25 protein-coding genes are annotated in these 25,227 nt (G+C 64.6%); 12 read left to right on the top strand and 13 right to left on the bottom strand.

The genetic code is table 11. The features are described 5' to 3' along the window. Nucleotides 1-101: 101 nt before the first annotated feature. From MUK71_RS04675 to MUK71_RS04665, 3 genes are all read right to left on the bottom strand, one after another. Nucleotides 102-1,196, bottom strand: coding sequence for a BMP family lipoprotein (locus MUK71_RS04675; protein ID WP_423723762.1), 1,095 nt, complete (start codon nt 1,194-1,196; stop codon nt 102-104). A gap of 293 nt (nt 1,197-1,489) precedes the next feature. Continuing rightward, nucleotides 1,490-2,680: an amidohydrolase gene (locus tag MUK71_RS04670; RefSeq protein ID WP_227904180.1), complete on the bottom strand. Its 1,191-nt coding sequence runs from the start codon at nt 2,678-2,680 to the stop codon at nt 1,490-1,492. A 99-nt stretch (nt 2,681-2,779) separates the two neighbouring features. Beyond that, nucleotides 2,780-3,919 (bottom strand): mannose-1-phosphate guanylyltransferase, encoded by a 1,140-nt coding sequence (locus tag MUK71_RS04665; RefSeq protein WP_227904179.1) that lies wholly within the window; start codon nt 3,917-3,919, stop codon nt 2,780-2,782. Nucleotides 3,920-4,146: 227 nt separating this feature from the next. Between MUK71_RS04665 and sdhC the strand changes: the two genes are divergently transcribed. The 5 genes from sdhC (at nt 4,147) to MUK71_RS04640 (ending at nt 8,478) form a co-directional block, all read left to right on the top strand. Continuing rightward, nucleotides 4,147-4,524, top strand: a complete 378-nt coding sequence (gene sdhC, locus MUK71_RS04660; RefSeq protein ID WP_227904178.1) for a succinate dehydrogenase, cytochrome b556 subunit — start codon at nt 4,147-4,149, stop codon at nt 4,522-4,524. Between the two features lie 6 nt (nt 4,525-4,530). Beyond that, nucleotides 4,531-5,013: a succinate dehydrogenase hydrophobic membrane anchor subunit gene (locus MUK71_RS04655; protein WP_227904177.1), complete on the top strand. Its 483-nt coding sequence runs from the start codon at nt 4,531-4,533 to the stop codon at nt 5,011-5,013. 70 nt (nt 5,014-5,083) lie between these two features. After that, entirely contained in the window at nt 5,084-6,850 is a 1,767-nt protein-coding gene (gene sdhA / locus MUK71_RS04650; RefSeq protein ID WP_227928874.1) for a succinate dehydrogenase flavoprotein subunit, read from the top strand. After that, entirely contained in the window at nt 6,850-7,626 is a 777-nt protein-coding gene (locus MUK71_RS04645; protein WP_227904175.1) for a succinate dehydrogenase iron-sulfur subunit, read from the top strand. Before sdhA ends, MUK71_RS04645 begins: the two co-directional genes overlap by 1 nt. Before the next feature lie 78 nt (nt 7,627-7,704). Further along, nucleotides 7,705-8,478, top strand: coding sequence for an alpha/beta hydrolase family protein (locus MUK71_RS04640; protein WP_227904174.1), 774 nt, complete (start codon nt 7,705-7,707; stop codon nt 8,476-8,478). 52 nt (nt 8,479-8,530) lie between these two features. Here MUK71_RS04640 and MUK71_RS04635 read toward each other — a convergent pair whose 3' ends face one another. The 4 genes from MUK71_RS04635 to MUK71_RS04620 all read right to left on the bottom strand — a co-directional run bounded on the left by MUK71_RS04635 (nt 8,531) and on the right by MUK71_RS04620 (nt 11,639). Further along, nucleotides 8,531-9,118 (bottom strand): 2'-5' RNA ligase family protein, encoded by a 588-nt coding sequence (locus MUK71_RS04635; RefSeq protein ID WP_341482036.1) that lies wholly within the window; start codon nt 9,116-9,118, stop codon nt 8,531-8,533. Between the two features lie 4 nt (nt 9,119-9,122). Next, nucleotides 9,123-10,157: a tryptophan--tRNA ligase gene (gene trpS / locus MUK71_RS04630; protein WP_227928873.1), complete on the bottom strand. Its 1,035-nt coding sequence runs from the start codon at nt 10,155-10,157 to the stop codon at nt 9,123-9,125. Nucleotides 10,158-10,167: 10 nt separating this feature from the next. Continuing rightward, complete coding sequence (locus MUK71_RS04625) at nt 10,168-11,034, bottom strand: exodeoxyribonuclease III (RefSeq protein ID WP_423724614.1); 867 nt, start codon at nt 11,032-11,034, stop codon at nt 10,168-10,170. A 95-nt stretch (nt 11,035-11,129) separates the two neighbouring features. Next, nucleotides 11,130-11,639, bottom strand: coding sequence for a hypothetical protein (locus MUK71_RS04620; RefSeq protein WP_227904172.1), 510 nt, complete (start codon nt 11,637-11,639; stop codon nt 11,130-11,132). 134 nt (nt 11,640-11,773) lie between these two features. Between MUK71_RS04620 and MUK71_RS04615 the strand changes: the two genes are divergently transcribed. After that, nucleotides 11,774-12,295 (top strand): O-acetyl-ADP-ribose deacetylase, encoded by a 522-nt coding sequence (locus MUK71_RS04615; RefSeq protein WP_227928871.1) that lies wholly within the window; start codon nt 11,774-11,776, stop codon nt 12,293-12,295. Nucleotides 12,296-12,334: 39 nt separating this feature from the next. Here the strand turns inward: MUK71_RS04615 and MUK71_RS04610 are convergent, their stop codons facing one another. The 5 genes from MUK71_RS04610 to glyA form a co-directional block, all read right to left on the bottom strand. Beyond that, nucleotides 12,335-13,174, bottom strand: a complete 840-nt coding sequence (locus MUK71_RS04610; RefSeq protein ID WP_227904170.1) for an ABC transporter permease — start codon at nt 13,172-13,174, stop codon at nt 12,335-12,337. Next, on the bottom strand, nt 13,171-14,055 hold the full coding sequence (locus MUK71_RS04605; protein ID WP_341482035.1) for an ABC transporter permease: 885 nt from the start codon (nt 14,053-14,055) through the stop codon (nt 13,171-13,173). Before MUK71_RS04605 ends, MUK71_RS04610 begins: the two co-directional genes overlap by 4 nt. After that, nucleotides 14,048-15,013 carry an ABC transporter ATP-binding protein gene (locus MUK71_RS04600; RefSeq protein WP_227904169.1) on the bottom strand — a complete coding sequence of 322 codons (966 nt, stop codon included), beginning with the start codon at nt 15,011-15,013 and terminating at the stop codon, nt 14,048-14,050. The genes MUK71_RS04605 and MUK71_RS04600 overlap by 8 nt, the downstream gene beginning before the upstream one ends. Before the next feature lie 80 nt (nt 15,014-15,093). Next, nucleotides 15,094-16,101, bottom strand: coding sequence for a bifunctional methylenetetrahydrofolate dehydrogenase/methenyltetrahydrofolate cyclohydrolase (locus MUK71_RS04595; protein WP_227904168.1), 1,008 nt, complete (start codon nt 16,099-16,101; stop codon nt 15,094-15,096). Nucleotides 16,102-16,121: 20 nt separating this feature from the next. After that, nucleotides 16,122-17,405 carry a serine hydroxymethyltransferase gene (glyA, locus tag MUK71_RS04590; RefSeq protein WP_423723761.1) on the bottom strand — a complete coding sequence of 428 codons (1,284 nt, stop codon included), beginning with the start codon at nt 17,403-17,405 and terminating at the stop codon, nt 16,122-16,124. Between the two features lie 310 nt (nt 17,406-17,715). Here glyA and MUK71_RS04585 point away from each other — a divergent pair, with 310 nt between their 5' ends. Then, nucleotides 17,716-18,837 carry an FAD-dependent oxidoreductase gene (locus MUK71_RS04585; protein WP_423724613.1) on the top strand — a complete coding sequence of 374 codons (1,122 nt, stop codon included), beginning with the start codon at nt 17,716-17,718 and terminating at the stop codon, nt 18,835-18,837. Here the strand turns inward: MUK71_RS04585 and MUK71_RS04580 are convergent. Further along, complete coding sequence (locus tag MUK71_RS04580; RefSeq protein WP_227904166.1) at nt 18,797-19,342, bottom strand: GNAT family N-acetyltransferase; 546 nt, start codon at nt 19,340-19,342, stop codon at nt 18,797-18,799. The genes MUK71_RS04585 and MUK71_RS04580 overlap by 41 nt on opposite strands. A gap of 46 nt (nt 19,343-19,388) precedes the next feature. Between MUK71_RS04580 and purU the strand changes: the two genes are divergently transcribed. The 5 genes from purU (at nt 19,389) to mmsB (ending at nt 25,198) form a co-directional block, all read left to right on the top strand. After that, the gene (purU, locus tag MUK71_RS04575; protein WP_227928869.1) at nt 19,389-20,270 is read left to right on the top strand and encodes a formyltetrahydrofolate deformylase; all 882 of its coding nucleotides are present in this window, start codon (nt 19,389-19,391) and stop codon (nt 20,268-20,270) included. A 31-nt stretch (nt 20,271-20,301) separates the two neighbouring features. Next, on the top strand, nt 20,302-20,844 hold the full coding sequence (locus MUK71_RS04570) for a gamma carbonic anhydrase family protein (RefSeq protein WP_227904164.1): 543 nt from the start codon (nt 20,302-20,304) through the stop codon (nt 20,842-20,844). A 92-nt stretch (nt 20,845-20,936) separates the two neighbouring features. Beyond that, nucleotides 20,937-22,151 carry an ROK family transcriptional regulator gene (locus MUK71_RS04565; RefSeq protein WP_227928868.1) on the top strand — a complete coding sequence of 405 codons (1,215 nt, stop codon included), beginning with the start codon at nt 20,937-20,939 and terminating at the stop codon, nt 22,149-22,151. 192 nt (nt 22,152-22,343) lie between these two features. Beyond that, the gene (gene mmsA, locus MUK71_RS04560; RefSeq protein ID WP_227904162.1) at nt 22,344-23,909 is read left to right on the top strand and encodes a multiple monosaccharide ABC transporter ATP-binding protein; all 1,566 of its coding nucleotides are present in this window, start codon (nt 22,344-22,346) and stop codon (nt 23,907-23,909) included. Continuing rightward, complete coding sequence (gene mmsB / locus MUK71_RS04555) at nt 23,906-25,198, top strand: multiple monosaccharide ABC transporter permease (protein ID WP_227928867.1); 1,293 nt, start codon at nt 23,906-23,908, stop codon at nt 25,196-25,198. Before mmsA ends, mmsB begins: the two co-directional genes overlap by 4 nt. The last annotated feature ends 29 nt before the right edge of the window (nt 25,199-25,227 follow it).

Genomic DNA, 25,227 nt, shown 5'->3' with positions numbered 1-25,227 from the left:
CAGCCTGGGAGGAAAAACCTGGTGTGCACAGACAAACCGCCATGCCCCGCAGCGTGGCTGCGGGACATGGCGGTTGGTGTCTGCAGGCAGTCCGGGACCCGTTACTGCTGGGGGCTGGACTTGGACTCGACCTTGATCTCGCCGTCGATGATCTTGGCCTTCAGATCCTCAATCGCGGTCTTGACCTCTTCCGGCACATTGCCTTCCTGGTCGTGGAACGGAGCCAGGTCCACTCCGCCGTTTTCGAGGGTGCCGACGTACGGCTCGGCGCTGAAGTTGCCTTCGGCGGATTCGGTGACGATGTTCTCTACGGCGTCGCCCATGAGCTTCATGACGGAGGTCAGGATGTATTCCTGGCCGATGCCGGCGGTCTCGTAGCCGTCGGAGTCAACCCATACGGCCTTGACGTCCTTGCCGCCGTCGTTGGCTTCAACAACGGCTTCCATGGTGCCCAGGCCTACCGGACCGGCGACGGGCATGATGATGTCGGCGCCTTCATTGATGAAGTTCTGGGTCAGCGTCTTGCCGGCGGCGCGGTTGTCGAAGCTGTCCACGAAGGAATCGCTGCCGAGGAGCTTCACATCGGTGCCGTTTTCTTCGTTGTAGTACTCGATGCCGTCGGCGAAGCCCTCCATGAAGATGGTCACGGTGGGGATGTTCATGCCGCCGTAGGTGGCAACGGTGCCGGTCTGGGTGGTGCCTGCGGCAACGTAGCCGGCCAGGAACGCGGCCTGGGCCGTGTCGTAGATGATCGGCTTGACGTTGTCGAGCTCAATGGCGTTGTCATCAACGATGGCGAAGTTGGTGTCCGGGTTTGCTTCCGCCGCGTCCTTCGTGGCGTCGGAGAGCAGGAAGCCAACGGTGACCGTCAGGTCGCAGCCCGCGTCAACCGTGCTGTTGACGTTGTTGGTGTAGTCGGATGCATCCTTGGACTCGACTTCACGGGTTTCAATGCCCAGCGCGTCCTTGGCAGCCATCAGGCCTTCATAGGTGGACTGGTTGAACGAGCGGTCGTCCCAGCCACCGGCGTCGGAGACAATGCAGCCGGTGAAGTCGCTGCTCGCAGCGGCCTCGGAGCTGCCCTCGGCCTCCTCTTCCGGTGCAGCGCCGCAACCGGAAAGCAGGAGCGCCGACACGCCGAGCATGGCGGCGGAGACGCCGGCATTGCGCTTGAAGCTGCGCGGGAAATTCTTCAATGTTCCTCCAGGAAAGAAAATGGCGTTCGCCGTAGGTGGGTACTCGGTGCCAATCCCGGTCTGCCGGAAAAGGCGCACCGGTACCCGGTGTGATGCGGCGCTCCGTCCGTCGTTGGACCGCAGCAAGACAACCATAAGGTCTCCGACGCGACACCAGTCACATTTCGGCCCTGTCGGAACAATTGTTTACATGTTGTTATCAAATGACACCGGCCGTCCCGGTGCCTACTGCTAGTCTCCGTGCGCGCGTCGGGGTGGCACCCGGGGATCAGCACCCGGATGCGGGGAATTTCCTAGTGGCGCAGTCCGCGCGCGGCACGCAGGGCAGCCGCTGCCATCACGCTCACGCCGCAGCTGATGGCCTGTTCGTCGGGGTTATAGTCCCCCCGGTGCAGGTCAAAGGTCTCCCCGCCGGGAGACCGCGTACCCAGGCGCATCAGGGCGCCCGGCACAGTCTGGGTCATCCAGGCGAAGTCCTCACCGCCCATGGACTGCGGGGCCAGGACCACGGCGTCTTCACCCAGTTCGGCGCGGGCTGAGGCTTCAAGCAGGCTGATTTCCGCGTCCGCGTTGATAACCGGCGGCACACCGCGGGTGTGCTCCAGGGCTACCTCGACGCCGAACGGAGCGGCAACTTCCCGCACCACTTTGTCCAGGAGCTCACCGGCGGCATACCAGGCCTCGGCGTCCAGGCAGCGCATGGTTCCGGCCATGAAGCCGTGGCCGGGAATGGCATTGGGGGCGGAGCCGGCATGCATCTGTCCCCAGACCACCGAAACGCCGCTGCGTACATCGATCCGCCGCGACAGCACGGCAGGGACACTGACTGCAATCTCGGCCAGGGCGAAAACAAGATCCTCGGTCAGGTGGGGCCGGGACGTGTGCCCGCCCCGTCCGCTGAGTTCGATCCGGATGGTGTCCGACGCCGAAGTGATAGCGCCGATGCGGGTACCAATCTGTCCAACGTCCACCCGCGGATCGCAGTGCAGGGCAAGGATGCGGGGAACGCCGTCAAGGGCTCCCTGCTCTATGACGGACAGGGCGCCGCCGGGCATCACTTCCTCGGCCGGCTGGAAAATCACCCGCACGCGTCCGCCGAGCTCACCGGCGGCGTCGAACTTCGCCAGCACCTGGGCAACACCGAGCATCACGGTGGTGTGAATGTCATGCCCGCAGGCGTGGGCTATGCCCGTGTGCTCCGAGGCATAGGGCAGCCCCGTTTCCTCCAGGACCGGAAGGGCATCGATATCCGCCCGCAGGGCGAGGCGAAGCGGTCCGTCTCCGATGTCGACGACAACACCGGTGTTCTGCAGCCGCTTGGGTGCGAGGCCGGCCGCTTCCAGTGCTTCCACGATCCGGTCGGTGGTCCGGAACTCCTTGGTTGACAGCTCGGGGTGGGCATGGAGGTCCCGCCGGAAGTCGATCAACCCACCCAGCAGCGGAGCCACACTTCCCCGTATCGAGGGGATGGGGGAATTGCTCAACGGGATAGTTTGCACAACTTCTAGGTTAGCCAATTCCACCCGGGAAACGGGAATGTGCGCCCCCGGATACGACCGCTTATGACGGCGTCCGCGCGCGCCCTACAGGACGTCGGTGTCTCCGCTGGCCCTGAGGTGCTCCACGGCCTTCTTTACTTCCTGGGCATGTTCCTTGGTGGTGACCAGCAGGGCGTCGGGTGTATCAACAATCACCACATCCTCGATGCCGATCAGGGCGATGACGCGTTTGGTGTCGGAAACGACAATCCCGCTGGCGTTTTCCGAGTAGACCCTCGCGCCGTCGCCCATCACGGTGAGGTCGCTGTTCTCCTCGGCCGGGTTCAGCCGGCCGATGGCGGCGAAGTCCCCCACGTCATCCCAGCTGAAGGCTCCCGGGATCATGGCGACGTCGCCGGCAGCTGCAGCAGGCTCGGCCACCGCATAGTCGATGGCTGTTTTGGGCAGGGTAGGCCAGACCCGCCGGACTACCTCCCGGCGGCGCGTGGTGTCCCAGGCGTCGGCAATCTCCATCAGCCCCGCATACAGGACCGGCTCGTTGGCTTCCAAATGCTTCAGCATCAGGTCCACGGGCGCCACGAACATACCCGCATTCCAGCTGTAGCTGCCGCTGGCGAGGTACGTCTGCGCTACGTCGGCGGAGGGCTTTTCCACAAACTCCACCACCGAATGCGCACTCGGCGCTCCCGCAACCTTCAGCTGCGCCCCTGCCCGGATGTAGCCAAAACCGGTGGACGGATGGGTGGGCTGGATGCCGATGGTGACAATGTAGCCCTGCGCCGCAGTGTGCACAGCTTCACGGACTGCCTGCTGGAAAACCTCGACCGGGGCGATCACCTGGTCGGCCGCGAAGGAACCCATGATGATCTGCGGATCGCGCTTGTACAGAATGGCCGCAGCCAGGCCGATGGCCGCCGCGGAGTCCTTGGGCTCAAGCTCAAGCACCAGGTTCTTGTTGGAGATTTCGGGCAGCTGCTGGCGGACCGCCTGCCGGTGCACCGCGCCGGTGACCACCATGACCCGGTCCCCGCTCAGCGGCGCCAGGCGGTCGTAGGTGGCACGGATCAGCGTGGATCCGGAGCCGGTGAGGTCATGAAGGAACTTCGGTGCGGCAGCCCGTGACAGCGGCCAGAGCCGTGTGCCGACGCCGCCGGCCGGAATCACGCCGTAGAAACGGTCGAGAACGGCGGACGAAGGTGCGGGGTATGCCTTTTCATTACTCATCACAGCCAAGATTAGCCGAGCCGGGACCGCTCTTCGGGGAAGCCGCGTTTTTCTACACTGTTTGCGGAGCCAAATCAATGTAATCAGGGTCACACCATAGGCGGACCTAAATTGAAACCGCGGTCACGCGCACCTAGATTATGGTAGAGCTTATAGCGCTGTCGCACCGGCGTCATCACTGCGTGGAAGACGCGCTAACGCCGCTGCGATGCAGGGAGGAAAATTCAGTGTCGAAGTTACCAGCAGGCACTCTCTACCGTGGCCGTGAGGGCCAATGGTCGTGGGTCGCCCACCGCATCACTGGCGTGGTGATCTTCTTCTTCCTTTTGGTCCACGTTCTGGATACCTCATTGGTGCGAGTATCGCCCGAGGCCTACAACGTGGTGATCGGAGCCTACAAGAACCCGATTATGGGACTCGGCGAGCTTGGCCTCGTCGCAGCCATCGTGTTCCATGCCTTCAACGGCCTGCGCGTGGTCCTGATCGACTTCTGGAAGAAGGGGCCGAAGTACCAGCGGCAGATGCTCTGGGCCGTCGTTGGCCTGTGGGCAGTGACGCTCATCGGCTTCTCAATTCGCCACATTCCGAACGTTTTCGGGGGTTAGCACGCAATGACTACATCAACCAACGAAGCGCACGCCCTCGAAGCACCCCGCTCCGGACGCATTGCTCCCAAGTACACCCGCAACGGATCAGGCCGCGGCAACTTTGAAATGCTGGCCTGGCTGTTCATGCGTGTATCCGGTGTCATCCTGGTCGTCCTGATCTTCACCCACCTGTTCGTGAACCTGGTGGTTGGCGACGGCATCCACGCCGTGGATTTCGGTTTCGTTGCCGGCAAGTGGGCCAACCCCGTATGGCAGGTCTGGGACCTGGTCATGCTCTGGCTGGCCATGCTGCACGGCGGCAACGGCGTGCGCACCATCATCAACGACTACGCGGATAAGAAAGCCACCCGTATGTGGCTCAAGACGGTTCTTTACGTCGCAACCGCTGTGATCATCCTGCTCGGCACCCTGGTGATCTTCACCTTCGATCCCTGCCCCGCAAACGCTCCGGCTGACCTGATCCCTGATTTCTGCAGCTCCTTGTAGCAGCTGCACGGCACCCACGGTGCGGTAAGTCCCTGAGTTTTTAGTAGTTTCAACAGAAAGAGCATCTGGTATGCAGGTCCATAAGTACGACGTCGTCATTGTCGGCGCCGGCGGCGCCGGTATGCGTGCCGCCATCGAATCCGGTCAGCGCGCACGGACGGCGGTACTGACCAAGCTGTACCCCACCCGCTCCCACACGGGTGCGGCGCAGGGCGGCATGTGTGCGGCACTGGCCAATGTCGAAGAAGACAACTGGGAATGGCACACCTTCGACACCGTCAAGGGCGGTGACTACCTGGTGGACCAGGATGCAGCAGAGGTCATGGCTAAAGAAGCCATTGACGCCGTGCTGGACCTGGAAAAGATGGGCCTGCCCTTCAACCGCACGCCCGAAGGCCGCATTGACCAGCGACGGTTCGGCGGGCACACCCGGGACCATGGCAAGGCACCGGTACGCCGCGCCTGCTACGCCGCGGACCGCACCGGCCACATGATCCTCCAGACCCTCTACCAAAACTGCGTCAAGCACAACGTGGAGTTCTACAACGAGTTCTACGTGCTCGACCTGCTGACGGTGGAGGACACCTTCGGGCAGAAGCGGGTGGCCGGCGTCGTTTCCTACGACCTGGCAACCGGTGAACTGCACGTCTTCCAGGCCAAGTCCGTCATCTTCGCCTCCGGCGGTGCCGGCAAGGTCTTCAAGACCACGTCCAACGCCCACACCCTGACCGGTGACGGCATGGGCATCGCCTTCCGCCGCGGCATCCCCCTGGAAGACATGGAGTTCTTCCAGTTCCATCCGACCGGCCTTGCCGGACTGGGCATCCTGCTTTCCGAAGCAGCCCGCGGAGAAGGCGCGATCCTGCGCAACTCGGAGGGTGAGCGCTTCATGGAGCGTTACGCCCCCACCATCAAGGACCTCGCCCCGCGTGACATTGTTGCCCGTTCCATGGCCAACGAAGTCCGTGAAGGCCGCGGCTGCGGCCCGAACAAGGATTACGTCCTGCTCGACCTGACGCACCTGGAACCGGCACACATTGATGCCAAGCTCCCGGACATCACCGAGTTTGCACGCACCTACCTTGGTGTGGAGCCCTACACCGAGCCGGTGCCGGTCTTCCCCACGGCGCACTACGCCATGGGCGGCATCCCGACCAACATCAAGGCCGAGGTCCTGCAGGACAACGACACGGTGATCCCGGGCCTCTACGCAGCCGGCGAAGTTGCCTGCGTTTCGGTTCACGGCTCCAACCGCCTGGGTACCAACTCGCTGCTGGACATCAACGTGTTCGGCAGGCGTGCGGGCATCCACGCCGCAGAGTACGCACTGACCGCTGACTTCGTGGATCTGCCGGAAAACCCGGAAGCAGCCACGATCGAGCTGCTGGACGTGGTCCGCAACTCCGAAGGCACCGAACGGGTCGCCGAGATTCGCCGGGATCTGCAGAACACCATGGATGCCAACATGCAGGTGTTCCGCACTGCGGATACGCTCAACCAGGTGCTGACCGACATTGCCTCGCTCGAAGAGCGGTACAAGAAGATCAGCGTCCAGGACAAGGGCAAGCGCTTCAACCTGGACCTGCTCGAAGCCGTGGAACTGGGCTTCCTGTTGGAACTGGCAAAGGTCATGACGGTGGCAGCCCTCCACCGCGAGGAATCCCGCGGCGGACACTTCCGCGAGGACTTCCCCGAGCGTGACGACGAGAATTTCATGAAGCATTCGATGGCGTACAAGGTTGATGAAGCAGAGAACGCCGAGCACACCGCCGGCATTCGACTGGACACCAAGCCGGTCATCTTCACGCGCTACGAGCCGATGGTGAGGAAGTACTAATGACAACGGAAATCGCGGAGCCCGCCTCCAAGATCGAGCTCCCGGAATCTGTGGGCGGGGACATCCCCTCGTTCGAGATCACGCTCAAGGTCCGCCGCTACAACCCCGAGGTTTCCGACGAAGCCTACTGGGATGAGTGGAAGCTGACCATGTACGGCACCGACCGTGTGCTGGACGCCCTGCACAAGGTCAAGTGGGAGCACGACGGTTCGGTTTCGTTCCGCCGCTCCTGCGCCCACGGTGTCTGCGGCTCCGATGCCATGCGCATCAACGGCCGTAACCGCCTGGCCTGCAAGACGCTGCTGAAGGACCTGGACACGTCCAAGCCCATCCTCGTTGAGCCCATCAAGGGCCTGCCGGTGGAGAAGGACCTGATCGTGGACATGGAACCCTTCTTCCAGTCCTACCGCGAGATCATGCCGTTCCTGGTCACCAAGGGCCACGAGCCCACCAAGGAACGCCTGCAGTCCGCCGAGGACCGTGAGCGCTTCGATGACACCACCAAGTGCATCCTCTGCGCCGCGTGCACCTCCTCCTGCCCGGTGTTCTGGACCGACGGTCAGTACTTCGGCCCGGCAGCGATTGTGAACGCGCACCGCTTCATCTTCGACTCCCGTGACGACGCCGGCGACATGCGCCTGGAGATCCTGAACGACAAGGAAGGCGTCTGGCGCTGCCGCACGACCTTCAACTGCTCGGAAGCATGCCCCCGCGGCATCCAGGTCACCAAGGCCATTTCCGAGGTCAAGCAGGCCATCCTGGCCCGCTCGCTGTAACCTGCATCAACGCAAAAGGCGCCGGTCCGCGGTTTTCCGCGGACCGGCGCCTTTTGCGTACTGGATAGAGTTGAGGGCATGCCTACGTTTGAATCCGTCTCCTTCCCCGGTGTCAACGGCACCACCCTGGCCGGCACCCTCGACATTCCCGACGGCGGAACCGGCGCCTGGGCACTGTTCAGCCACGGTTTCACCCTGGGGAAGAACAGTGCTGCCGCGTCCCGAATTTCGAAGGCGCTGGCCGGTCACGGCATCGGTGTGCTGCGCTATGACGCTGCCGGACTGGGCAGCTCCACCGGCAACTGGGAGGACGGCAGCTTCAGCACCAAGGTCGCCGACCTGCAGCATGCAGCAGCCTTTATGGCCGAATCCGGGCGTCCGGTTTCCCTGCTGGTGGGGCATTCCCTGGGCGGAGCCGCCGTTCTGGCCGCCGCGTCGGAGATTTCCGGGCTGCGGGCAGTAGCCACCATCGCGGCCCCGTTCAGGCCCTCCCACGTGGTGCACCTGTTCGAGTCCGAACTGGACCTGATTGCCGAACAGGGATCGGCGCGGGTGGACCTGGGCGGCGGGGAACTCGAAATCCGCCGGCACCTGATCGAGGATCTGCGCAGCCATGACCTCACCGGGGACATCCGGGACCTGCATCTGCCCCTGATGGTGATGCACTCCCCCACCGACAACACGGTGGGGATCGATAACGCGAGCGAGATCTTCTCCACGGCCCGGCATCCGCGCAACTTCATTTCCCTGGAGGGCAGCGACCATCTGATGGTGGAGCGGTCCCAGACCTCCCGCGCAGCTGCCATCATCGCCGCGTGGGCAGGTACGTACCTGGATCTGGACGAGCCCTAGACGCGCTCGGCGCTGCCTGGCACTGCCAGAGGCCGCAGGCGGGCGTGGCGGTTTAGGCCCCTGTGCCGAGCTGCACGTGCTCGTGCAGCTTCCACAGCCCGGTGGCGTCGTGTTCATAGAGGCCAACGCAGTCCACTGTGAAGGATGCCTGGTAGTCATCCAGACGCCTGACGGCCTCATCCATGCTCTGTTCGCTGACATCGTGTGCCACTGTGACATGGGGATGGAAGGGAAAGACCAGATCGCGGGCCAGCGGGCCGCTCTGGAGTTCCTTGTGCAGGGCAATGCACTCATCGAAGCCCTGGTCCACGTTCACGTACACCACCGGAGACACGGGGCGGAACGAGGCGCTTCCCTGCAGAGTGACCCGGAACGGCTCCTGTGCCGCAGCCACCTCCCGCACATGGTCCACGGTGGCATCCCAGTCGCTGGTCTCGGTGGTGGTCACAAGGGTGATGTGGGCAGGAATCACTGCCGCCATGGGATCCCCGAAGGACGCCCGGGCGGCCCGGAGCTCACTGGCCATGGGCTCGGGAACCGCAATAACGATGCCCACGCAGCGGGCAGCGCACTCCACCGTCCTGCTGTCGTCGGGGACACCGGCGGCGTGGATCTGGTCGAGGGATTCAGAGATTCTCATGGCACTAGACCGTGGCGCTGCCCAGGGGCAGGAAGCCGACTTTCTCGTATACGTCCGCCAGGGTGACTGATGCGGTTTCGCGGGCCTTCCGGGCCCCGACCGCCAGCAGCCGGTCCAGCTCCGCGGGATCGTCCAGCAGGTGCAGCGCCCGCTCGCGGATGGGGCGGATATGTTCGGTGACTACGTCCGCAAGGTCCACCTTGAGGTGTCCGTACATTTTGCCTTCGTACTCCTTTTCCAGTGTTTCCACACTGCGTCCGCTGATCAGGGAGTAGATGGACAGCAGGTTCGAGATGCCCGGCTTCGTGTCCCGGTCGAACCGGATCTCGCTGCCGTCATCAGTCACCGCGGATTTGATCCGCTTGGCGATGACTTTGTCCTCGTCGAGCAGGTTGATCAGGCCGGCTGGCGAGGCTGCCGACTTGGACATCTTTGCCGCGGGGTTCTGCAGGTCATAAATCTTCGCGGCCTGTTTTTGGATGAAGACCTCCGGGACCGTGAAGGTTTCGCCGAAGCGGGTGTTGAAGCGCTTGGCCAGGTCCCGGCTCAGCTCCACGTGCTGGCGCTGGTCCTCCCCCACCGGGACGCCCTGCGGCTGGTACAGCAGGATGTCCGCCACCTGCAGGATGGGGTAGGTGAACAGCCCCACACTGGCCGAATCGGCGCCGAAACGCTGCTGCTTGTCCTTGAACTGAGTCATCCGGGAGGCTTCGCCGAACCCGGTGAGGCAGTTGAGCACCCAGGCGAGCTGCGCGTGCTCGGGCACCTGGGACTGGACAAAGAGGGTGGCCTTCTCGACGTCGACGCCGCCGGCTATGTACTGCGCGGCGGTGACCCTGGTGCGCTGGCGCAGGTCCGCCGGGTCCTGCGGGACGGTGATCGCGTGAAGGTCGGGGATGAAGAAGTAGGCGTCGTACTCGTCCTGGAGCCGCACCCAGTTCACCAGGGCACCGAGGTAGTTGCCCAGATGGAGCGAGTCGGCGGAGGGCTGCATCCCGGAAAGAATGCGCGCGCGGCCGGTGGAGGAGTTCGAAGTCATGGAGAAAACCTTAGAAGTGGTAGTCGATCACTAGCGGAGCGTGGTCTGAGAAGCGGGAGTCGTAAGTGGGCGCACGGTCCACGACGGCGTTTGCGGCACGGGCAGCCAACTCCGGGGTGGCCATGTGGTAATCAATGCGCCAGCCGGAGTCATTGTCGAACGCCTGGCCGCGCCAGGACCACCAGGTGTAGGGGCCGTTGACGTCGCCCGCCAGCTTGCGGTGCACGTCGGTGTACCCGATTTCCTCGCCAAAGAAACGGTCGAAGTAGGCGCGTTCCTCGGGCAGGAAGCCGGCACGCTTGACGTTGCCCTTCCAGTTCTTGATGTCCAGCGGGGTGTGTCCCACGTTCAGGTCACCCACAACCAGTACATAGTCACTTTCCTGCGCCAGGGCGGGCAGCCGGGCACTCATGGTGTCCAGGAAGCGGTACTTGTCCACCTGCTTGGGGGTGTCCACCTCGCCGGAGTGGACGTACGCGCTGACCACGGTCAGGATCTTTTCGGCACCGTCCACGGTGACCTTGTAATCCGCTTCCACCCAGCGTCCGGAGAGCGCGAAGTACTCGTCGCCGATGTGCTCACGCACAGCCGTGGGGGGCATCCGGGAGGCAATGGCTACCCCGGCCCGACCCTTGGCTTCGACGCATTCGGCGTGCTCGATGTGCCAGGTGTCCCCCAGCAGTCCGCGCAGGATGGCGTCGGGTGCACGGACTTCCTGGAGGCAGAGGATGTCCACGTCACGCTCGGCCAGCCACTCGGCCATGCCGCGCTTGTAGGCTGCACGGATTCCGTTGACGTTCACTGACGCAATGCGCAGCGTTTTTCCGGAGCTGTCCGTAGTCTCTGCTGACGCTGTTTCCTCTGATGCCGAACTCACGCGAATAACCATACTCCTCAGTAGCTGCTCACCCCGAACAGCGTCTCCGGCCTGCCGCCGTGGAAACTGGCGGCGCCGGGAACGCTGCGTTTTTGCTAATCGACGACGGTGCCCTCGACGGGCCCGCCATCCTCCTTCTTGATCATGCCACGCGCGTTGTGCGCGGTAATCTCGATGGTCTCGAGTGCACGGTCCACCATCTCGCGGTCTGTGTCCAAGTTCTCGCGAATCACCTTGGACTGGACCTGGATGATCTTGAAGCTGTGGTCCAGTTTCCGATCCCGGACAATGGTGCCCTCATCCACCACGGAGACCCCGGGTGCGCCTGCGGGGCGAAGCCCTGCGGTGGCGTCCGCCAGCTTCGCAGTGGCCTTGCGTGCGGCCCCGCGGACGGAGAAAACAACAAAGGTGGCCAGGCACAGCCAGCCAAGGGAGACGATGACTACAAGCCAGCCAATAACGTCATTCTGGTTGGCGGCAAAAACCACCGCCACGAGGAACACGATGAGCATCACGGTGATGCCGATGTTGCCCATCTTGCGGCTGACACCGCGGCCGGGCGTGGACGAAGGCGACGGCGTCTTGCCGTTTCGGATCGACTGCATGGTTTCATTCTCTCAAACTTCCGCAGGGGTCCGGTTCCGGTTTCGCTCAGGGTGACCGCCGGGCATGCTTTCCGCGCCCCTAGGGGAGTCCGGGGCCGGTGGTGCCCGCCGCGGAGCGGTGGCACACTGGGCCGATGCAGATTGAGATTCTCACCGGAGACATCACCGAACGCGACACCGACGTTATTGTGAATGCCGCCAATTCCTCCCTGCTGGGCGGCGGCGGCGTGGACGGCGCCATTCACCGGGCGGCGGGGCCGGGCCTGCTGGCCGCCTGCCGGAAACTGCGCGCCACCACGCTGCCGGACGGGCTGCCCACGGGACAGTCAGTCGCAACGGAGGGGTTTGACCTGCCGGCCCGCTGGGTGGTGCATACCGTGGGCCCCAACGCGACCGCGGGCGAGACCGACCCGGAGCTGCTGCGCTCCTGTTTTCGGACAGCGCTGACAGCCGCCGAGGAACTGGGGGCACGCAGCATCGCGTTCCCCGCCGTCAGCGCCGGCGTGTACGGCTGGAACCCGGAGACGGTCGCTGAAGTGGCTCTGGCGGAAGTGGCCGCCCACCGGCCGGGCAGCCTGGAACGGGCGGAGTTCGTCCTGTTCAATGACCGGCTGGCCGGTGTTTTCCGCCGCAGGTACGAGCAGGCCGAAGGCTAGGCACGCGAACAGTGCCGCATGCCCGGCCCGGGCCGGCTCCTACTTCAGGAACAGCGCTTTCAGCCGGTTGGTGGTCATCGTCAGGCCTACGGCAATCATCACAACGAAGTAGAGCAGATGCCCCGCCGTTCCCCAGGTAAAGATGCCTACGCTGATCTGGCGCAGCAGTTCCACCCCGTGCCATAGCGGCAGCGCCTGGATCACTGACTGCACCGCCTCGGGATAAACACTGAGCGGATAGAAGGTTGCTGAGAGCAGGAACATGGGGAGCATGATCATGTTCACCCAGTCCAACTGCTGGAACGTCTTCATGTAGCTGGTGATGGCCATCCCGAAGGAGGCAAAGCCAAAAGCGATCACTACGGCTGCCGGGATCATCAGCAGTGCCCAGGGCGAGGTGATCAGCCCCATGGCTCCCATCACTGCGGTGAAGCCGGTGGCATACATGGCACCGCGCAGCAGGGCCAGGAAGATCTCCCCCATGGCAACATCCAGCGGCCCCAGCGGGGTGGACAGCATGCCCTCATACAGGCGGGCGTAATTGAGTTTGAAGAACACGTTCATGGTGGAGTCATAGACGGCTCCGTTCATCGCTGACACAGCCAGCAGGGCCGGCGCGATGAAGTTCGCGTAATTCATTTCCTGTCCGCCCGGGCCGGCCACCGTGCCCACCAGCGCACCCAGGCCTATGCCCATGGCCACCAGATAGAGCACCGGTTCCACGAATCCGCTGACCATGATGGACCAGTTGGTGCCCCAGGTGGCTTTCAGTCCGCGGGCGATCACTGCCCGGATGTTCCGTCCGTACAGGGATCCGAGGAACCGGTCCTTGGGCACCAGTGTGGTGGGCGCTGTTCTGTTTTCAGCGTGCGCACTCATCCGGCCAGCCTCCTCGTGAAGTTGCGGCGGGCAAGCAGCAGGCCGACGGCGGTGAGAGCCAGCAGGTAGGCCAGATGCAGCACCGTCAGGGCCGGCGGTTCGGGATGCCCGTAGCTGAGCAGCCTGCCCAGCTCGGTGGAATGCCAGAGCGGGGAAATCCAGCCGATCCAGCGAACGCCCAGCGGCAGGGACTCCAGCGGAAAGAAGGTTCCCGAGAACAAAAACAGCGGCATAACGATAAACCGCTGGACCATGGCGAACTGCCCCTTGTCCTCCTTCAGCGTGGCGCTGAACGCCAGCAGCGGCATGCCGAAAGCCAGGCCCGCCAGCAGGGCGGTGAAGATCATAAGCCAGCCGGTGGCCGGCTGTACCACCGCGCCGAAGAGCAGCAGGAACAGGTAGTAAATCACCGTGGTGAAAAGGATGCGGACGGTCAGGCCCAGGACATGGCCCATGGCAATCTGCCCGCTGGCGAGGGGGCTGGCATTGGGACCGTAGTAGGTCCGGTGCCATTTGAACCCGCCCATGACGGTATAGGTGTTTTCCTCACTGGAGATCATCAGGGCCGCTGTGGCCACCAGGGCAGGGCCCAGGAACACCAGGTAGGACACCGTGGATCCGTCGGCACCGGGGAAACCTGCGTTCGAATTGCCGTCGATAAGGACAGCCAGCCCGGTGCCCATGCCCAGCAGGTAGACCGCGGGGGTCCCCACCGCCGTCATCAGCACGGTCCACTGGTAGCCGCGCATCCGGCGGATCCACATTTCGGCGTAGTAGAAGGCTCCGAAACGCCTCGCCTTGGCGGCCGTCTGCAGCGGGGTCAGCGGTGATCGCAGCCCCAGCACCTCATGCCGGGCGTCCCGGGTTGGCAGCTTAGTCAACGAGGCTCCTCCCGGTCAGGCGCAGGAATACGTCTTCCAGGGAGGAACGGCGTACCAGCGAGGTGATGGGACGCAGTCCCCGTCCGGTCACGGCCTCCAGGGCAGCCTCGCCGTCGTTGGCGTAAATCAGCACGCGGTCCGGCAGCGTTTCCAGCCGCTCACCGATGCCCTCCAGCTCCGCGCCAACGGTGGTGTTCCGCTCCGAACCGAATCTCAGCTCCACCACTTCGCGGGTGGAGTGCTCGCGGATCAGGGCCGCCGGGGACCCTTCGGCCATGATGGTGCCTTTGTCCACCACAATCAGGCGGTCACAGAGCTGCTCTGCCTCGTCCATGTAGTGGGTGGTGAGGATCAGGGTCACGCCTGCTTCCTTGAGCCGGAAGAGCCGGTCCCAGAGGATGTGGCGTGCCTGCGGGTCCAGGCCGGTGGTGGGTTCGTCCAGCAGCAGGATCTTCGGGTCATTGATCAGGGACCGCGCGATGGTCAGGCGCCGCTTCATGCCGCCGGAGAGGGAGTCCACGCGGGCCTTGGCCTTATCGGTGAGCTGCGCGAATTCCAGCAGTTCGTCCGCCTTGGGCTGGAGATAGCTTTTGGGCAGGCCGAAATACCGCCCATAGGCCAGCAGGTTGTCCCGTACCCGCAGGTCTTCATCGAGGTTGTCCTGCTGCGGGACCACGCCCAGGTGGGCCCGCACCTCGGGTCCGTACGTGTTGGGGTCCAGGCCCATGATGCTCAGCTCACCGGAGGTCCGCTGGGAGACGCCGCCGATCATCTTCATGGTGGTGGACTTGCCCGCACCGTTGGGGCCGAGCAGTCCGAAGGACTCCCCCGGGGGTACATCAAAGGAGATGCCGTTAACGGCTGTGAAGCTGCCGTAGGACTTGGTCAGGTCCCGGGCGGAAATAACGTAGTCGGAGCGGGTTTCAGGGGCTTTTTTGCTTGCTGTGATCTGCGACACTCAGACAGCATAGTGGACGCAGTGCGGGCCGGCGCGCCTCTGCACGCACCGGCCCGTCACACATCCCTACGGAAACTTCCCTAGGCCAGGATTCCGGCCTTCCGCTCGGCCGCTTCCACAACGTTGGCCAGCAGCATGGCGCGGGTCATCGGACCCACACCGCCGGGGTTGGGCGAGATCCAGGAGGCGACGTCGGCGGCCGCGGGATCCACGTCTCCGGTAAGCGTGGTCTTGCCGGTCTCCGGATCCGTGACGCGGGTGACGCCCACGTCCAGGACAATCGCGCCCGGCTTGAGGTCCTCGGCCTTGATCATCTCGGGGAAGCCGGCAGCAGCCACCACAACGTCGGCGGAGCGCAGATGTTCAAAGAGGTCCACGGTCCCGGTGTGCGCCAAGGTGACGGTGGCGTTGATCGGCCGGCGGGTCAGCAGCAGCCCCAGCGGGCGGCCGACGGTGACGCCGCGGCCCACCACCAGCACCTTCTTGCCGGTCAGGGCAATGCCGTTGCGCACCAGCAGCTGCACAATCCCGTGCGGGGTGCAGGGCAGCGGGGAGGTCATGGGTTCGCTGACGTTCAGCACCAGGCGGCCCAGGTTCACCGGGTGCAGCCCGTCGGCGTCCTTCTCCGGCGCAATCCGTTCGAGGATGGCGTTGGTATCTATGTGGGCCGGCAGCGGAAGCTGGACTATGTACCCGGTGGTGGCCGGGTCCTCGTTCAGCTCGTCGATAACCTTTTCCAGATCCGCCTGGCTGATGTCGCCGGGCAGGTCGCGGCGGATGGAGTTAATGCCCACCTGCTTGCAGTCCTTGTGCTTGCCGCCCACGTAGGAGTGGCTGGCCGGGTCATCCCCCACCAGGACGGTGCCCAGCCCGGGGGTGATGCCGTGTTCATCCTTCAGCAGCCGGACCCGTTCGCTGAGCTCGTCCTTAATATCGCGGGCAGCGGCCCGGCCGTCCAGGATCCGGGCGGCTACCGGGGTGCCGAATTCCGTTTTCTCCTTCACATCCCAGCCCAGGTTCACGCCTGTTTCCTCGGGGGTTTCGGCGGGTGTTTCGGCGACGGGTGTCTTGGCAACACTGCCCTCCATGTTGGTTCCTTTCTCCACGGTTACCACTGCTCCTGTCCGGGGTAGAGGGGGAAGTTTTCCGCCAGCGCCGCCACGCGGGCGCGCAGCGCGTCGACGTCGGGGGCCGGCTTCAGTGCGGCCGCAATGATTTCGGCAACCTCGGTGAATTCGGTGCTGCCGAAGCCGCGGGTTGCCAGCGCCGGGGTGCCGATCCGCAGGCCGGAGGTGACCATGGGCGGTCGGGGATCAAAGGGCACTGAATTGCGGTTGACCGTAATGCCGACGGAGTGCAGCAGGTCTTCGGCCTGTTTCCCGTCCAGTGCCGAGTTCCGCAGGTCCACCAGAATCAGGTGGACGTCGGTGCCGCCGGTCAGGACCGATACGCCGTGTTCGGCCACATCGGGTGCGTTGAGCCGGTCCGCAATGATTCTGGCGCCTTCAAGCACACGTTCCTGCCGTTCCCGGAATTCCTCCGACCCGGCGATCTTGAAGGCCACTGCCTTCGCGGCAATAACGTGCATCAACGGCCCGCCCTGCTGGCCCGGGAAAACGGCGGAGTTCAGCTTCTTGGCATACTCCTGCTTCGCGAGGATCATGCCCGAGCGGGGCCCGGCCAGGGTCTTGTGCACCGTGGAGGTAACCACGTCGGAGGCCGGCACCGGGTTCGGATGGAGTCCCGCTGCGACCAGTCCGGCGAAGTGCGCCATGTCCGTCCAGAGGTAGGCACCCACCTCATCAGCTATGGAACGGAAAGCCTCGAAGTCCAGCTGCCGGGGGTAGGCGGACCAGCCGGCGACGATGACCTGCGGACGTTCGGCGAGCGCCTGCTCGCGGACCTTGTCCATGTCCACCCGGTAGCTCTGCTCATCCACACCGTAAGCGGCGACGTCGTAGAGCTTGCCGGAGAAGTTCAGCTTCATGCCGTGGGTGAGATGGCCGCCGTGGGCAAGGTTCAGCCCCATCAGCTTCTCCCCCGGCTGGAGCAGGGCGGCGAGCGCCGCGGCATTCGCGGAGGCACCGGAGTGCGGCTGGACGTTGGCGAACTCCGCACCGTACAGGGCCTTCACCCGCTCGATGGCCAGGTTTTCCGCTACGTCCACATGCTCGCATCCGCCGTAGTACCGGCGTCCGGGATAACCCTCGGCATATTTGTTGGTCAGCACCGATCCCTGGGTTTCCAGGACCGCCCGCGGCGCAAAGTTCTCCGAGGCGATCATTTCCAAGGTGCTGCGCTGGCGGGACAGCTCATCGTTCAGAACGGCCGCAATTTCGGGATCGACATCCGACAGGGGCGCGTTGGTGACGGGCTGGGTGGATACTCTCACGTGGATCTCCTGGGAACGGGGTCTCTATAGGTCAGGCTACCTGCCGCCACCCGGGCTAAGGACACACTCCGGGTACAGACAGTCTTGCGTGACCCGCGGCCCAGGCGTGCGATCCGTGGTCGAAGGCACCACAACAGGCACCCGTGCCGCTTCCTGGTGGTGACCCACCCGACGCCAGTCGCGACACCCCCATCCTAACCTCCCGGCCGCCGCTGCCCCGCTGTGTGACCGAAACAAACCGACCACGTTCCTGCCGGGGCGAACCTGCCGGAATAGGGTCGGAGCCGTGGAAGTTATCTGAGGCATGGCAATGAAAGGGGTATCCGTGCAGACGGAGGTGGTGGTGATCGGCGCCGGGCAGGCAGGCCTGAGCGCGGCGTACCACCTGCGCCGCCGCGGCCTGGAACCCGGTCCCGGATTTGTGGTGCTGGATGCCAATCCCGGACCTGGCGGTGCCTGGCGGCACCGGTGGGATTCGCTGACGTTCGGGGCCGCCCACGCCCTGCATGACCTCCCCGGTATGCCGCTGGGCACCCCGGATCCGGCAGAGCCTGCTTCCTCCGTGGTGACCCGGTATTACGGGCAGTATGAACGGGAGTTCGGGTTCGACGTCGTGCGTCCGGTGGCGGTGGCTTCCGTGTCCGACGGCGGCGGCGGCCGGCTGGCCGTGGCTTCCGCGTCCGACGGCGGCCGGAGCTGGGACGCCCGGGCGGTTATCAATGCCACCGGCACCTGGGACCGCCCCTACTGGCCCTATTACCCGGGACGGGATATTTTCCGCGGCCGGCAGCTGCATACCCATGACTTCCGCAGCGCCGCGGAGTTTGCCGGCCGGCGCGTTGTGGTGGTGGGCGGCGGCACCTCCGCCGTACAGTTCCTGCTGCAGCTGCACCGGGCCGGGGCGCAGACCCTGTGGTCCACCCGGCGCCCGCCGGAGTTTACCCGGCGGCCGTTCGATGCCGAGTGGGGCCGGGCCGTCGAGGCCCGGGTCAGTGCCCGCACCCGTGCCGGGCTGCCGCCGCTGAGCGTGGTTGCTGCCACCGGACTGCCGCTGACGCAGCAGTATCAGGACGGCATTGCCGCCGGCATCCTGGTCTCCCGCGGCCCCCTGGAGAGCCTGGGCACGGACACGGTCCGCTTCGTGGACGGCTCGGAGGAGAAAGCGGACGTGATCCTGTGGGCCACCGGGTTCCGTGCCGCACTGGAGCATCTGGCCCCGCTGCGGCTGCGTGAACCCGGCGGAGGAATCCGGATGGACGGCGTCCGGGTGGCGCGTGAGCCCCGGCTGTTCCTGGTGGGCTACGGGGAATCCTCCTCCACACTGGGTGCCACCCGGGCCGGCCGTTCCGCAGCGCTGGCTGCAGTGCGGCTGCTGGAAGCGGAAGGCAGCCCTACCGCGGCTGTTCCAGCTCTTCCCACTCAAAGCGGGTAACCGTTCCGCGCTCCCAGTCCCGGCGCAGGATGGCATAGACCACGGTGGCCACCCGACGGCCGTCCTCGAGCGGCCAGTCCTCCCGGTAGTGTGCCTCCTTCAGGAAGCCCGAGCGCAGCAGTGTTTTGCGCATGGCCACGTTGTCCTCGCGGGTACGGCCGGCAAATCGGTGGATGCGGGGATAGTCGCCGAAGACTTTTTCCGTCAGTGCCTGCAGCACGGGCACCGCGTTTCCGCGCCCCCGGAACCGTTCCACCAGCCTCAGGTCCAGCATGGGCGTGGGGGTATCCAGTTCCTCCAGGATGACCAGGCCCAGCCGGTGGTTGTCTCCGATCACCCAGTAGGTGCGCACGGCATCCCCAACGAAGCGCCCTTCCATCAGCAGCCTCCGGACCAGGCCTTCGGAAGGCGCCTTGATCCGGTGGTAGGGAAAACTGTTGGTGGTGAGGAACCGGACAAGTTCTTCCTCATCCTTGTCCGAAAGCGGCAGGAACGTCACATCCATGAGCCCAACCCTAAGCCAAGGCGGCAAAACCGGTAACCTAGCTAGGGTGACCGAATTGATTCCTCCCCTGCCCGCAGGCGCACGTACAGGCGCCTACACACTCACCCTTTCCTGCCCTGACCGGCCGGGAATTGTGCATGCAGTGAGCGCCTCGCTCGTGGCAGCGGAAGGCAACATCACCGAGTCGGCGCAGTACGGCAGCCCGGAGACCGGGTCCTTCTTTATGCGGGTGGAATTCACCTCGCCCCGTTCCTATGAGCAGGTGCACAGCGAGCTGTCCGCCGTTGCCGGCGGCTTCTCCATGTCCTGGCAGCTGCACCGTGCCGGCCAGCGGGTCCGCACCCTGATTATGGCGTCCAAATCCGGGCACTGCCTCAATGACCTGCTGTTCCAGCAGCGGGCCGGCACCCTGCCGGTGGAAATCCCCGCCATTGTCTCCAACCACCGCGACCTTGAGCCGCTGGCAGAGTTTTACGGTGTGCCCTTCCACCACATTCCCGTAACACCGGAGACCAAGCAGCAGGCCGAGGACCGCCTGCGTGCCCTGATGGCCGAACTGGACATTGAGCTGGTGGTCCTGGCCCGCTACATGCAGATCCTGAGCAACGAGCTCTGTGCCGACCTCTCCGGCCGGGCAATCAACATCCACCACTCCTTCCTGCCCTCGTTCAAGGGCGCCCGGCCCTACCACCAGGCGCATGCCCGCGGCGTGAAGCTCATCGGCGCCACTGCCCACTACGTCACCTCGGACCTGGATGAGGGTCCGATCATTGAGCAGGAAGTGATCCGGGTGGACCATGCCCGTTCCGCCGCCCAGCTCGCTGCCCTGGGCAGCGACGTTGAAGGGCGGGCGCTGTCCAAAGCCGTGCAGTGGCACGCCGAACACCGCGTCCTGCTGGACGGCATGCGGACCATCGTCTTCAACTAAGACGCCGTCCACCCCGGCTAGGCTGTGTGCCATGGCACACATTATTGAGTTCCGGGGCAAGTCCCCCTCCGTTGATCCCACCGTTTTCCTCGCCCCCACGGCGTCACTGATTGGCGATGTCACCATGGCGCCGGATTCCAGCGCCTTTTACGGCGTGTGCGTTCGCGGCGATTCCAACAGCATCACAGTGGGAGCGGGCACCAACCTGCAGGACAACGTGGTGCTGCACGCTGATCCCGGCTTCCCTACATCGGTCGGGGAACGCGTCAGTGTGGGCCACAATGCCGTAGTCCACGGCTGCACAGTGGAGGATGACTGCCTGATCGGAATGAGCGCCACCGTTATGAACGGCGCCGTCATCGGCGCGGGATCGCTCGTGGCGGCCGGCGCCCTGGTGCTTGAGGGAACCGTGGTGCCTCCGCGTTCCCTGGTGGCCGGCGTCCCGGCCAAGGTGCGCCGCCCGCTCTCCGACGAAGAGTTTGCCGGTGTCCGGGCCAACGCCGAGAACTACCGGCAGACTGCCGCCGAACACCGCAGTGCCGTCGCGGCCGCACAGCCGCCGGCAGCGGGCTGAACGGTAGCCCCGGAGGCAGGGACGCAAGTGCCGGACACCGTCATTGCGTTCACTTCTTGACGCCAACTGATGTGATGTAGCACTCTGAACTAATGCCAGCCGACCTATCCTCACCGTCGAGGAACCCCCTGACTCCGGAACCGGTCACCGCCAAGCCCGGTTCCCAGAGTGCCCTGCGTGCCCGCAACCGCCAGCGCATCATCGAGGCACTGGTTGCTTCCGGACCGCAGACCCAGGCCGAGCTTTCCCGCCAGACGGGACTCTCCAACGCCACCGTGTCCAACATTGTGAAGCTGATGCACCAGAACCGGCTGGTGAGCACCGAGCCCACCACCAGCTCCGGACGCCGCGCCCTCTCCGTCCGGCTCAACGACACCGGCGCGGTGGCCGCAGGCATCGACATCGGCCGGAGCCACGTCCGCGTGGTGCTGGCCTCGCTCAGTTACCGGATCCTGCAGGAGAAATCCCTCCGGCTTCCGCTGGGCCACTGCGCCTCTGAAGGCATGGACGCGGCAACGGAACTGCTGGAGGAGCTGCTGGAACGCCAGGGCGTGGACCGCAGCGCCCTACTGGGCGCCGGCGTCGGCATTCCCGGACCCATCGACCGGCGTACCGGAACCGTGGTGCAGGGCGCCATCCTGCCCGAATGGGTGGGCATCAACATGCGGCAGGACCTGGCCGAACGGCTGCGCGTCCCCGTCTTCATCGACAATGACGCCAACCTCGGCGCCCTGGCCGAGGTGACCTGGGGTCCGCACGGCGGCACCGAGAACCTGATCTTCATCAAGGTGGCCACCGGCATCGGCGCCGGGCTGATCATCAACGGTTCGCTCTACTACGGCAACGTGGGCATTACCGGGGAAATCGGCCATGCCACCATCTCCGACCAGGGCCTTATCTGCCGCTGCGGCAACCGCGGCTGCCTGGAAACCATCGCCTCCACCGCCATCATGACCGAGCTGCTCAGCCGCAGCAGCCAGGAACCCGTGGGGACCGCAGACATCCTCGCCCGCGCCGCCGCCAGGGACCCGGCAACCCTGCGGGTCATCGACGACGCCGGCATGGCAGTCGGGCGGGCCGCGGCCAACCTCGCCAATACGCTCAATCCCGAACTAATCGTTGTGGGCGGGTCCCTTGCGGACCTCGGTGACACCTTCCTGGAGCCGATCCGGCGCGGCCTGCTGCGCCACGCCGTGCCCATGGTGGATGAGACCTCCACCGTCATGATGTCCTCGCTCGGGGAGCGTGCGGAAGCCCTCGGTGCAGCCGCCCTGGTGCTGCAGGAACAGGGCGCCCCGGTCCGCTGACCCCCGGAAATACGCGGTATTGCGTTCAAGACTTGACGACAGTGCCTATGACCATGTTAACTGCCTTATCGACCCACATGTGGGTCATCTCACGACAAAGAGGTCACACGGAGGCACTCATGCGAGCAGCAGCAGCAGCTCCGGCAGAACACGCATACTGCGCGCCCTGCCCCGGCAGCAGGGACACCCTGCATGTCGGCTAATCCATTCATTCTGGAAATGGACTCCATCACCAAGGAGTTTCCCGGCGTTAAAGCCTTGTCCGACGTCTCACTGAAGGTCCGCGCCGGCGAAATCCACGCTATCTGCGGCGAAAACGGCGCCGGCAAATCCACCCTGATGAAGGTCCTCTCCGGGGTTTACCCCTACGGCACGTACACCGGCGAGATCTCCTTCCAGGGCCGTCCCGTCCAGTTCCGCGACATCCGCTCCAGCGAGGCTGCCGGCATCGTCATCATCCACCAGGAACTTGCCCTCATCCCGGAGCTCTCCATTGCCGAGAACATCTTCCTGGGCAACGAACCCACCCGTTTCGGAGTCATCAACTGGGACCGGATCAACTTCGAAACCCTGGACCTGATGGAACGCGTGGGCCTTAGCGAAGACCCCGCCACTCCCGTCAAGGAACTCGGCGTAGGCAAGCAGCAGCTGGTGGAAATCGCCAAGGCGCTGAGCAAAAAGGTTCAGCTGCTCATCCTGGACGAGCCGACTGCCGCACTGAATGAAACCGATTCCCAGCACCTGCTGGGCCTGATGTCCGGCCTGCGGGACAAGGGCATCTCCTGCATCATGATTTCGCACAAGCTCAACGAAATCGAGCAGATCTCCGACTCCATCACCATCATCCGCGACGGCAAATCGGTGGAAACCATCGACGTCGCCGTTGAAGGGGCGAACGAGGACCGGATCATCCGAGGCATGGTGGGGCGTTCCCTGGAATCCCGGTTCCCGGACCACACCCCCAATATCGGGGAAACCTTCTTCGAGGTCCGCGGCTGGACCGTGGGGCACCCGTCCGTGGCGGACCGTCTGGTCTGCAAGGGCTCGGACTTCCACGTCCGCCGCGGCGAAATTGTGGGCTTCGCAGGGCTGATGGGTGCCGGCCGCACCGAACTGGCACGCTCCATTTTCGGCCGCTCCTACGGAAACTTCATCTCCGGCCAGATCATCAAGGACGGCAAGGAAATCACGCTCAAGAGCGTGCACTCCGCCATCAGCCACGGCCTGGCCTACGTCACCGAGGACCGTAAGACACTCGGCCTGAACCTGCTCGATGACATCAAGGCCACCACTGTCTCGGCGGACCTGAAAAGGATCACCCACGGCCTGGTGGTGGATGACGACGCCGAGTTCCGCCACGCCGAGGAATACCGCAGGAACCTGCGCACCAAGGCCCCGACGGTGGATGAAGGCGTCGCCAAGCTTTCCGGCGGCAACCAGCAGAAGGTTGTGCTGGCCAAGTGGATGTTCACCGACCCGGATCTGCTGATCCTCGACGAGCCCACCCGCGGCATTGACGTGGGTGCCAAGTATGAGATCTACGGGATCATCCAGCAGCTTGCCAACCAGGGCAAGGGAGTCATCGTGATCTCCTCGGAGCTGCCCGAACTGCTGGGCCTCTCGGACCGCATCTACACCATTTTTGAAGGGGCCATCACCGGCGAGGTCTCCAAGGCGGAAGCCAGCCAGGAGAACCTCATGAGGCTCATGACCTCCCCCACCAAGAAAACCTACGCCACTCAAGGAACCCTTTCATGAACGCCTTCAAGCAGCTCCTGAGCGGCAACGGCCGCCAGTTCGGGATGATCTTCGCCCTGGGCATCCTGGTCGTCCTTTTCCAGGTACTGACCGGGGGCAAGACCCTCACGTCCACGAACATGATCAACCTGTTCAACGGAAACTCCTACATCCTCATCCTGGCCGTGGGCATGGTCTTTGTGATCATCGCCGGGCACATCGATCTCTCCGTCGGTTCGGTGGCCGCGTTCTCCGGCATCGTCGTGGCCATGGCCATGCGTGACTGGGGGCTGCCCTGGTACGCCGGCATCATCCTGGGCCTGCTGGTCGGTGCCGCAATCGGCGCCTGGCAGGGCTTCTGGGTGGCCTACGTCGGCATACCGGCGTTCATCGTGACGCTGGCGGGCATGCTGATCTTCCGCGGAGCCAACCAGTGGGTCGGCAAGTCCAACACCGTGCCGGTCCCCTCCGAATTCCAGTTCATCGGTGCCGGCTACCTGCCCGAGGGCGGGCCCATCCCGGGCTACAACAACCTCACGCTGCTCCTCGGCCTGATCCTGTGTGCCGCCGTCATCTACGGTGAAATGCGCAAGCGCGGCCGCAATGCCAAGCTGGGCACCGTCAACCCGCCGGCCTGGGTCCCCATGGTGAAGATCGGCCTTCTCTGTGCCGTTATCCTCTACGCAACGTACCTCTTCGCCACCGGCCGTCCCGGCACCTCGTTCCCCATCTCGGGCATCATCCTCGGTGCACTGGTGCTGTTCTACGGTTTCGTCTCCAACAAGACCATCCTGGGCCGCCACGTCTACGCCGTGGGCGGCAACCGGCACGCAGCGGAACTCTCCGGTGTGCAGGGCAAGAAGGTGAACTTCATGGTCATGATGAACATGTCCATCCTCGCCGCCCTGGCCGGCATGATCTTCGTGGCCCGTTCCACCGCCTCCGGTCCGTTTGACGGAACCAACTGGGAGCTGGACGCCATTGCCGCTGTCTTCATCGGCGGCGCCGCAGTCTCCGGCGGCGTCGGCACCGTTGTCGGCTCCATCGTCGGCGGACTGGTGATGGCCGTGCTGAACAACGGCCTGCAGCTGCTGGGCGTCGGCGCGGATACCACCTCCATGATCAAGGGCCTGGTCCTGCTGCTCGCCGTTGCCCTGGATGTCTACAACAAGACCCAGGGGCGGCCCTCCGTTACCGGGCTCCTGATGCGCAACTTCGGTGGGAACAAGCCGGCGCCGGCTCCCGCAGCCGTGGATGCCACCCCCGAAATGCCCACGGGCACCAAAACCGTCATCTCCACCGACGCCTAATCCTTTCCACTGACTGGCATTACTCACAG

The sequence above is a fragment of the Arthrobacter zhangbolii genome (assembly GCF_022869865.1).
Lineage (GTDB): Bacteria > Actinomycetota > Actinomycetes > Actinomycetales > Micrococcaceae > Arthrobacter_B > Arthrobacter_B zhangbolii.
This window is presented reverse-complemented; position numbering and strand designations above follow the sequence as displayed.

What these genes read in the sequence shown, in the direction of transcription:
- MUK71_RS04655 (WP_227904177.1), top strand. Translation starts at nt 4,531, where the DNA reads ATGACTACATCAACCAACGAAGCGCACGCCCTCGAAGCACCCCGCTCC.
- mmsB (WP_227928867.1), top strand. Translation starts at nt 23,906, where the DNA reads ATGAACGCCTTCAAGCAGCTCCTGAGCGGCAACGGCCGCCAGTTCGGG.
- MUK71_RS04635 (WP_341482036.1), bottom strand. Translation starts at nt 9,118, where the DNA reads ATGAGAATCTCTGAATCCCTCGACCAGATCCACGCCGCCGGTGTCCCC.
- MUK71_RS04610 (WP_227904170.1), bottom strand. Translation starts at nt 13,174, where the DNA reads ATGAGTGCGCACGCTGAAAACAGAACAGCGCCCACCACACTGGTGCCC.
- MUK71_RS04620 (WP_227904172.1), bottom strand. Translation starts at nt 11,639, where the DNA reads ATGCAGTCGATCCGAAACGGCAAGACGCCGTCGCCTTCGTCCACGCCC.
- MUK71_RS04615 (WP_227928871.1), top strand. Translation starts at nt 11,774, where the DNA reads ATGCAGATTGAGATTCTCACCGGAGACATCACCGAACGCGACACCGAC.
- MUK71_RS04645 (WP_227904175.1), top strand. Translation starts at nt 6,850, where the DNA reads ATGACAACGGAAATCGCGGAGCCCGCCTCCAAGATCGAGCTCCCGGAA.
- trpS (WP_227928873.1), bottom strand. Translation starts at nt 10,157, where the DNA reads ATGACTTCGAACTCCTCCACCGGCCGCGCGCGCATTCTTTCCGGGATG.
- mmsA (WP_227904162.1), top strand. Translation starts at nt 22,344, where the DNA reads ATGTCGGCTAATCCATTCATTCTGGAAATGGACTCCATCACCAAGGAG.
- MUK71_RS04640 (WP_227904174.1), top strand. Translation starts at nt 7,705, where the DNA reads ATGCCTACGTTTGAATCCGTCTCCTTCCCCGGTGTCAACGGCACCACC.
- MUK71_RS04665 (WP_227904179.1), bottom strand. Translation starts at nt 3,919, where the DNA reads ATGAGTAATGAAAAGGCATACCCCGCACCTTCGTCCGCCGTTCTCGAC.
- MUK71_RS04580 (WP_227904166.1), bottom strand. Translation starts at nt 19,342, where the DNA reads ATGGATGTGACGTTCCTGCCGCTTTCGGACAAGGATGAGGAAGAACTT.
- MUK71_RS04595 (WP_227904168.1), bottom strand. Translation starts at nt 16,101, where the DNA reads ATGGAGGGCAGTGTTGCCAAGACACCCGTCGCCGAAACACCCGCCGAA.
- MUK71_RS04585 (WP_423724613.1), top strand. Translation starts at nt 17,716, where the DNA reads ATGAAAGGGGTATCCGTGCAGACGGAGGTGGTGGTGATCGGCGCCGGG.
- sdhA (WP_227928874.1), top strand. Translation starts at nt 5,084, where the DNA reads ATGCAGGTCCATAAGTACGACGTCGTCATTGTCGGCGCCGGCGGCGCC.
- MUK71_RS04570 (WP_227904164.1), top strand. Translation starts at nt 20,302, where the DNA reads ATGGCACACATTATTGAGTTCCGGGGCAAGTCCCCCTCCGTTGATCCC.
- MUK71_RS04565 (WP_227928868.1), top strand. Translation starts at nt 20,937, where the DNA reads ATGCCAGCCGACCTATCCTCACCGTCGAGGAACCCCCTGACTCCGGAA.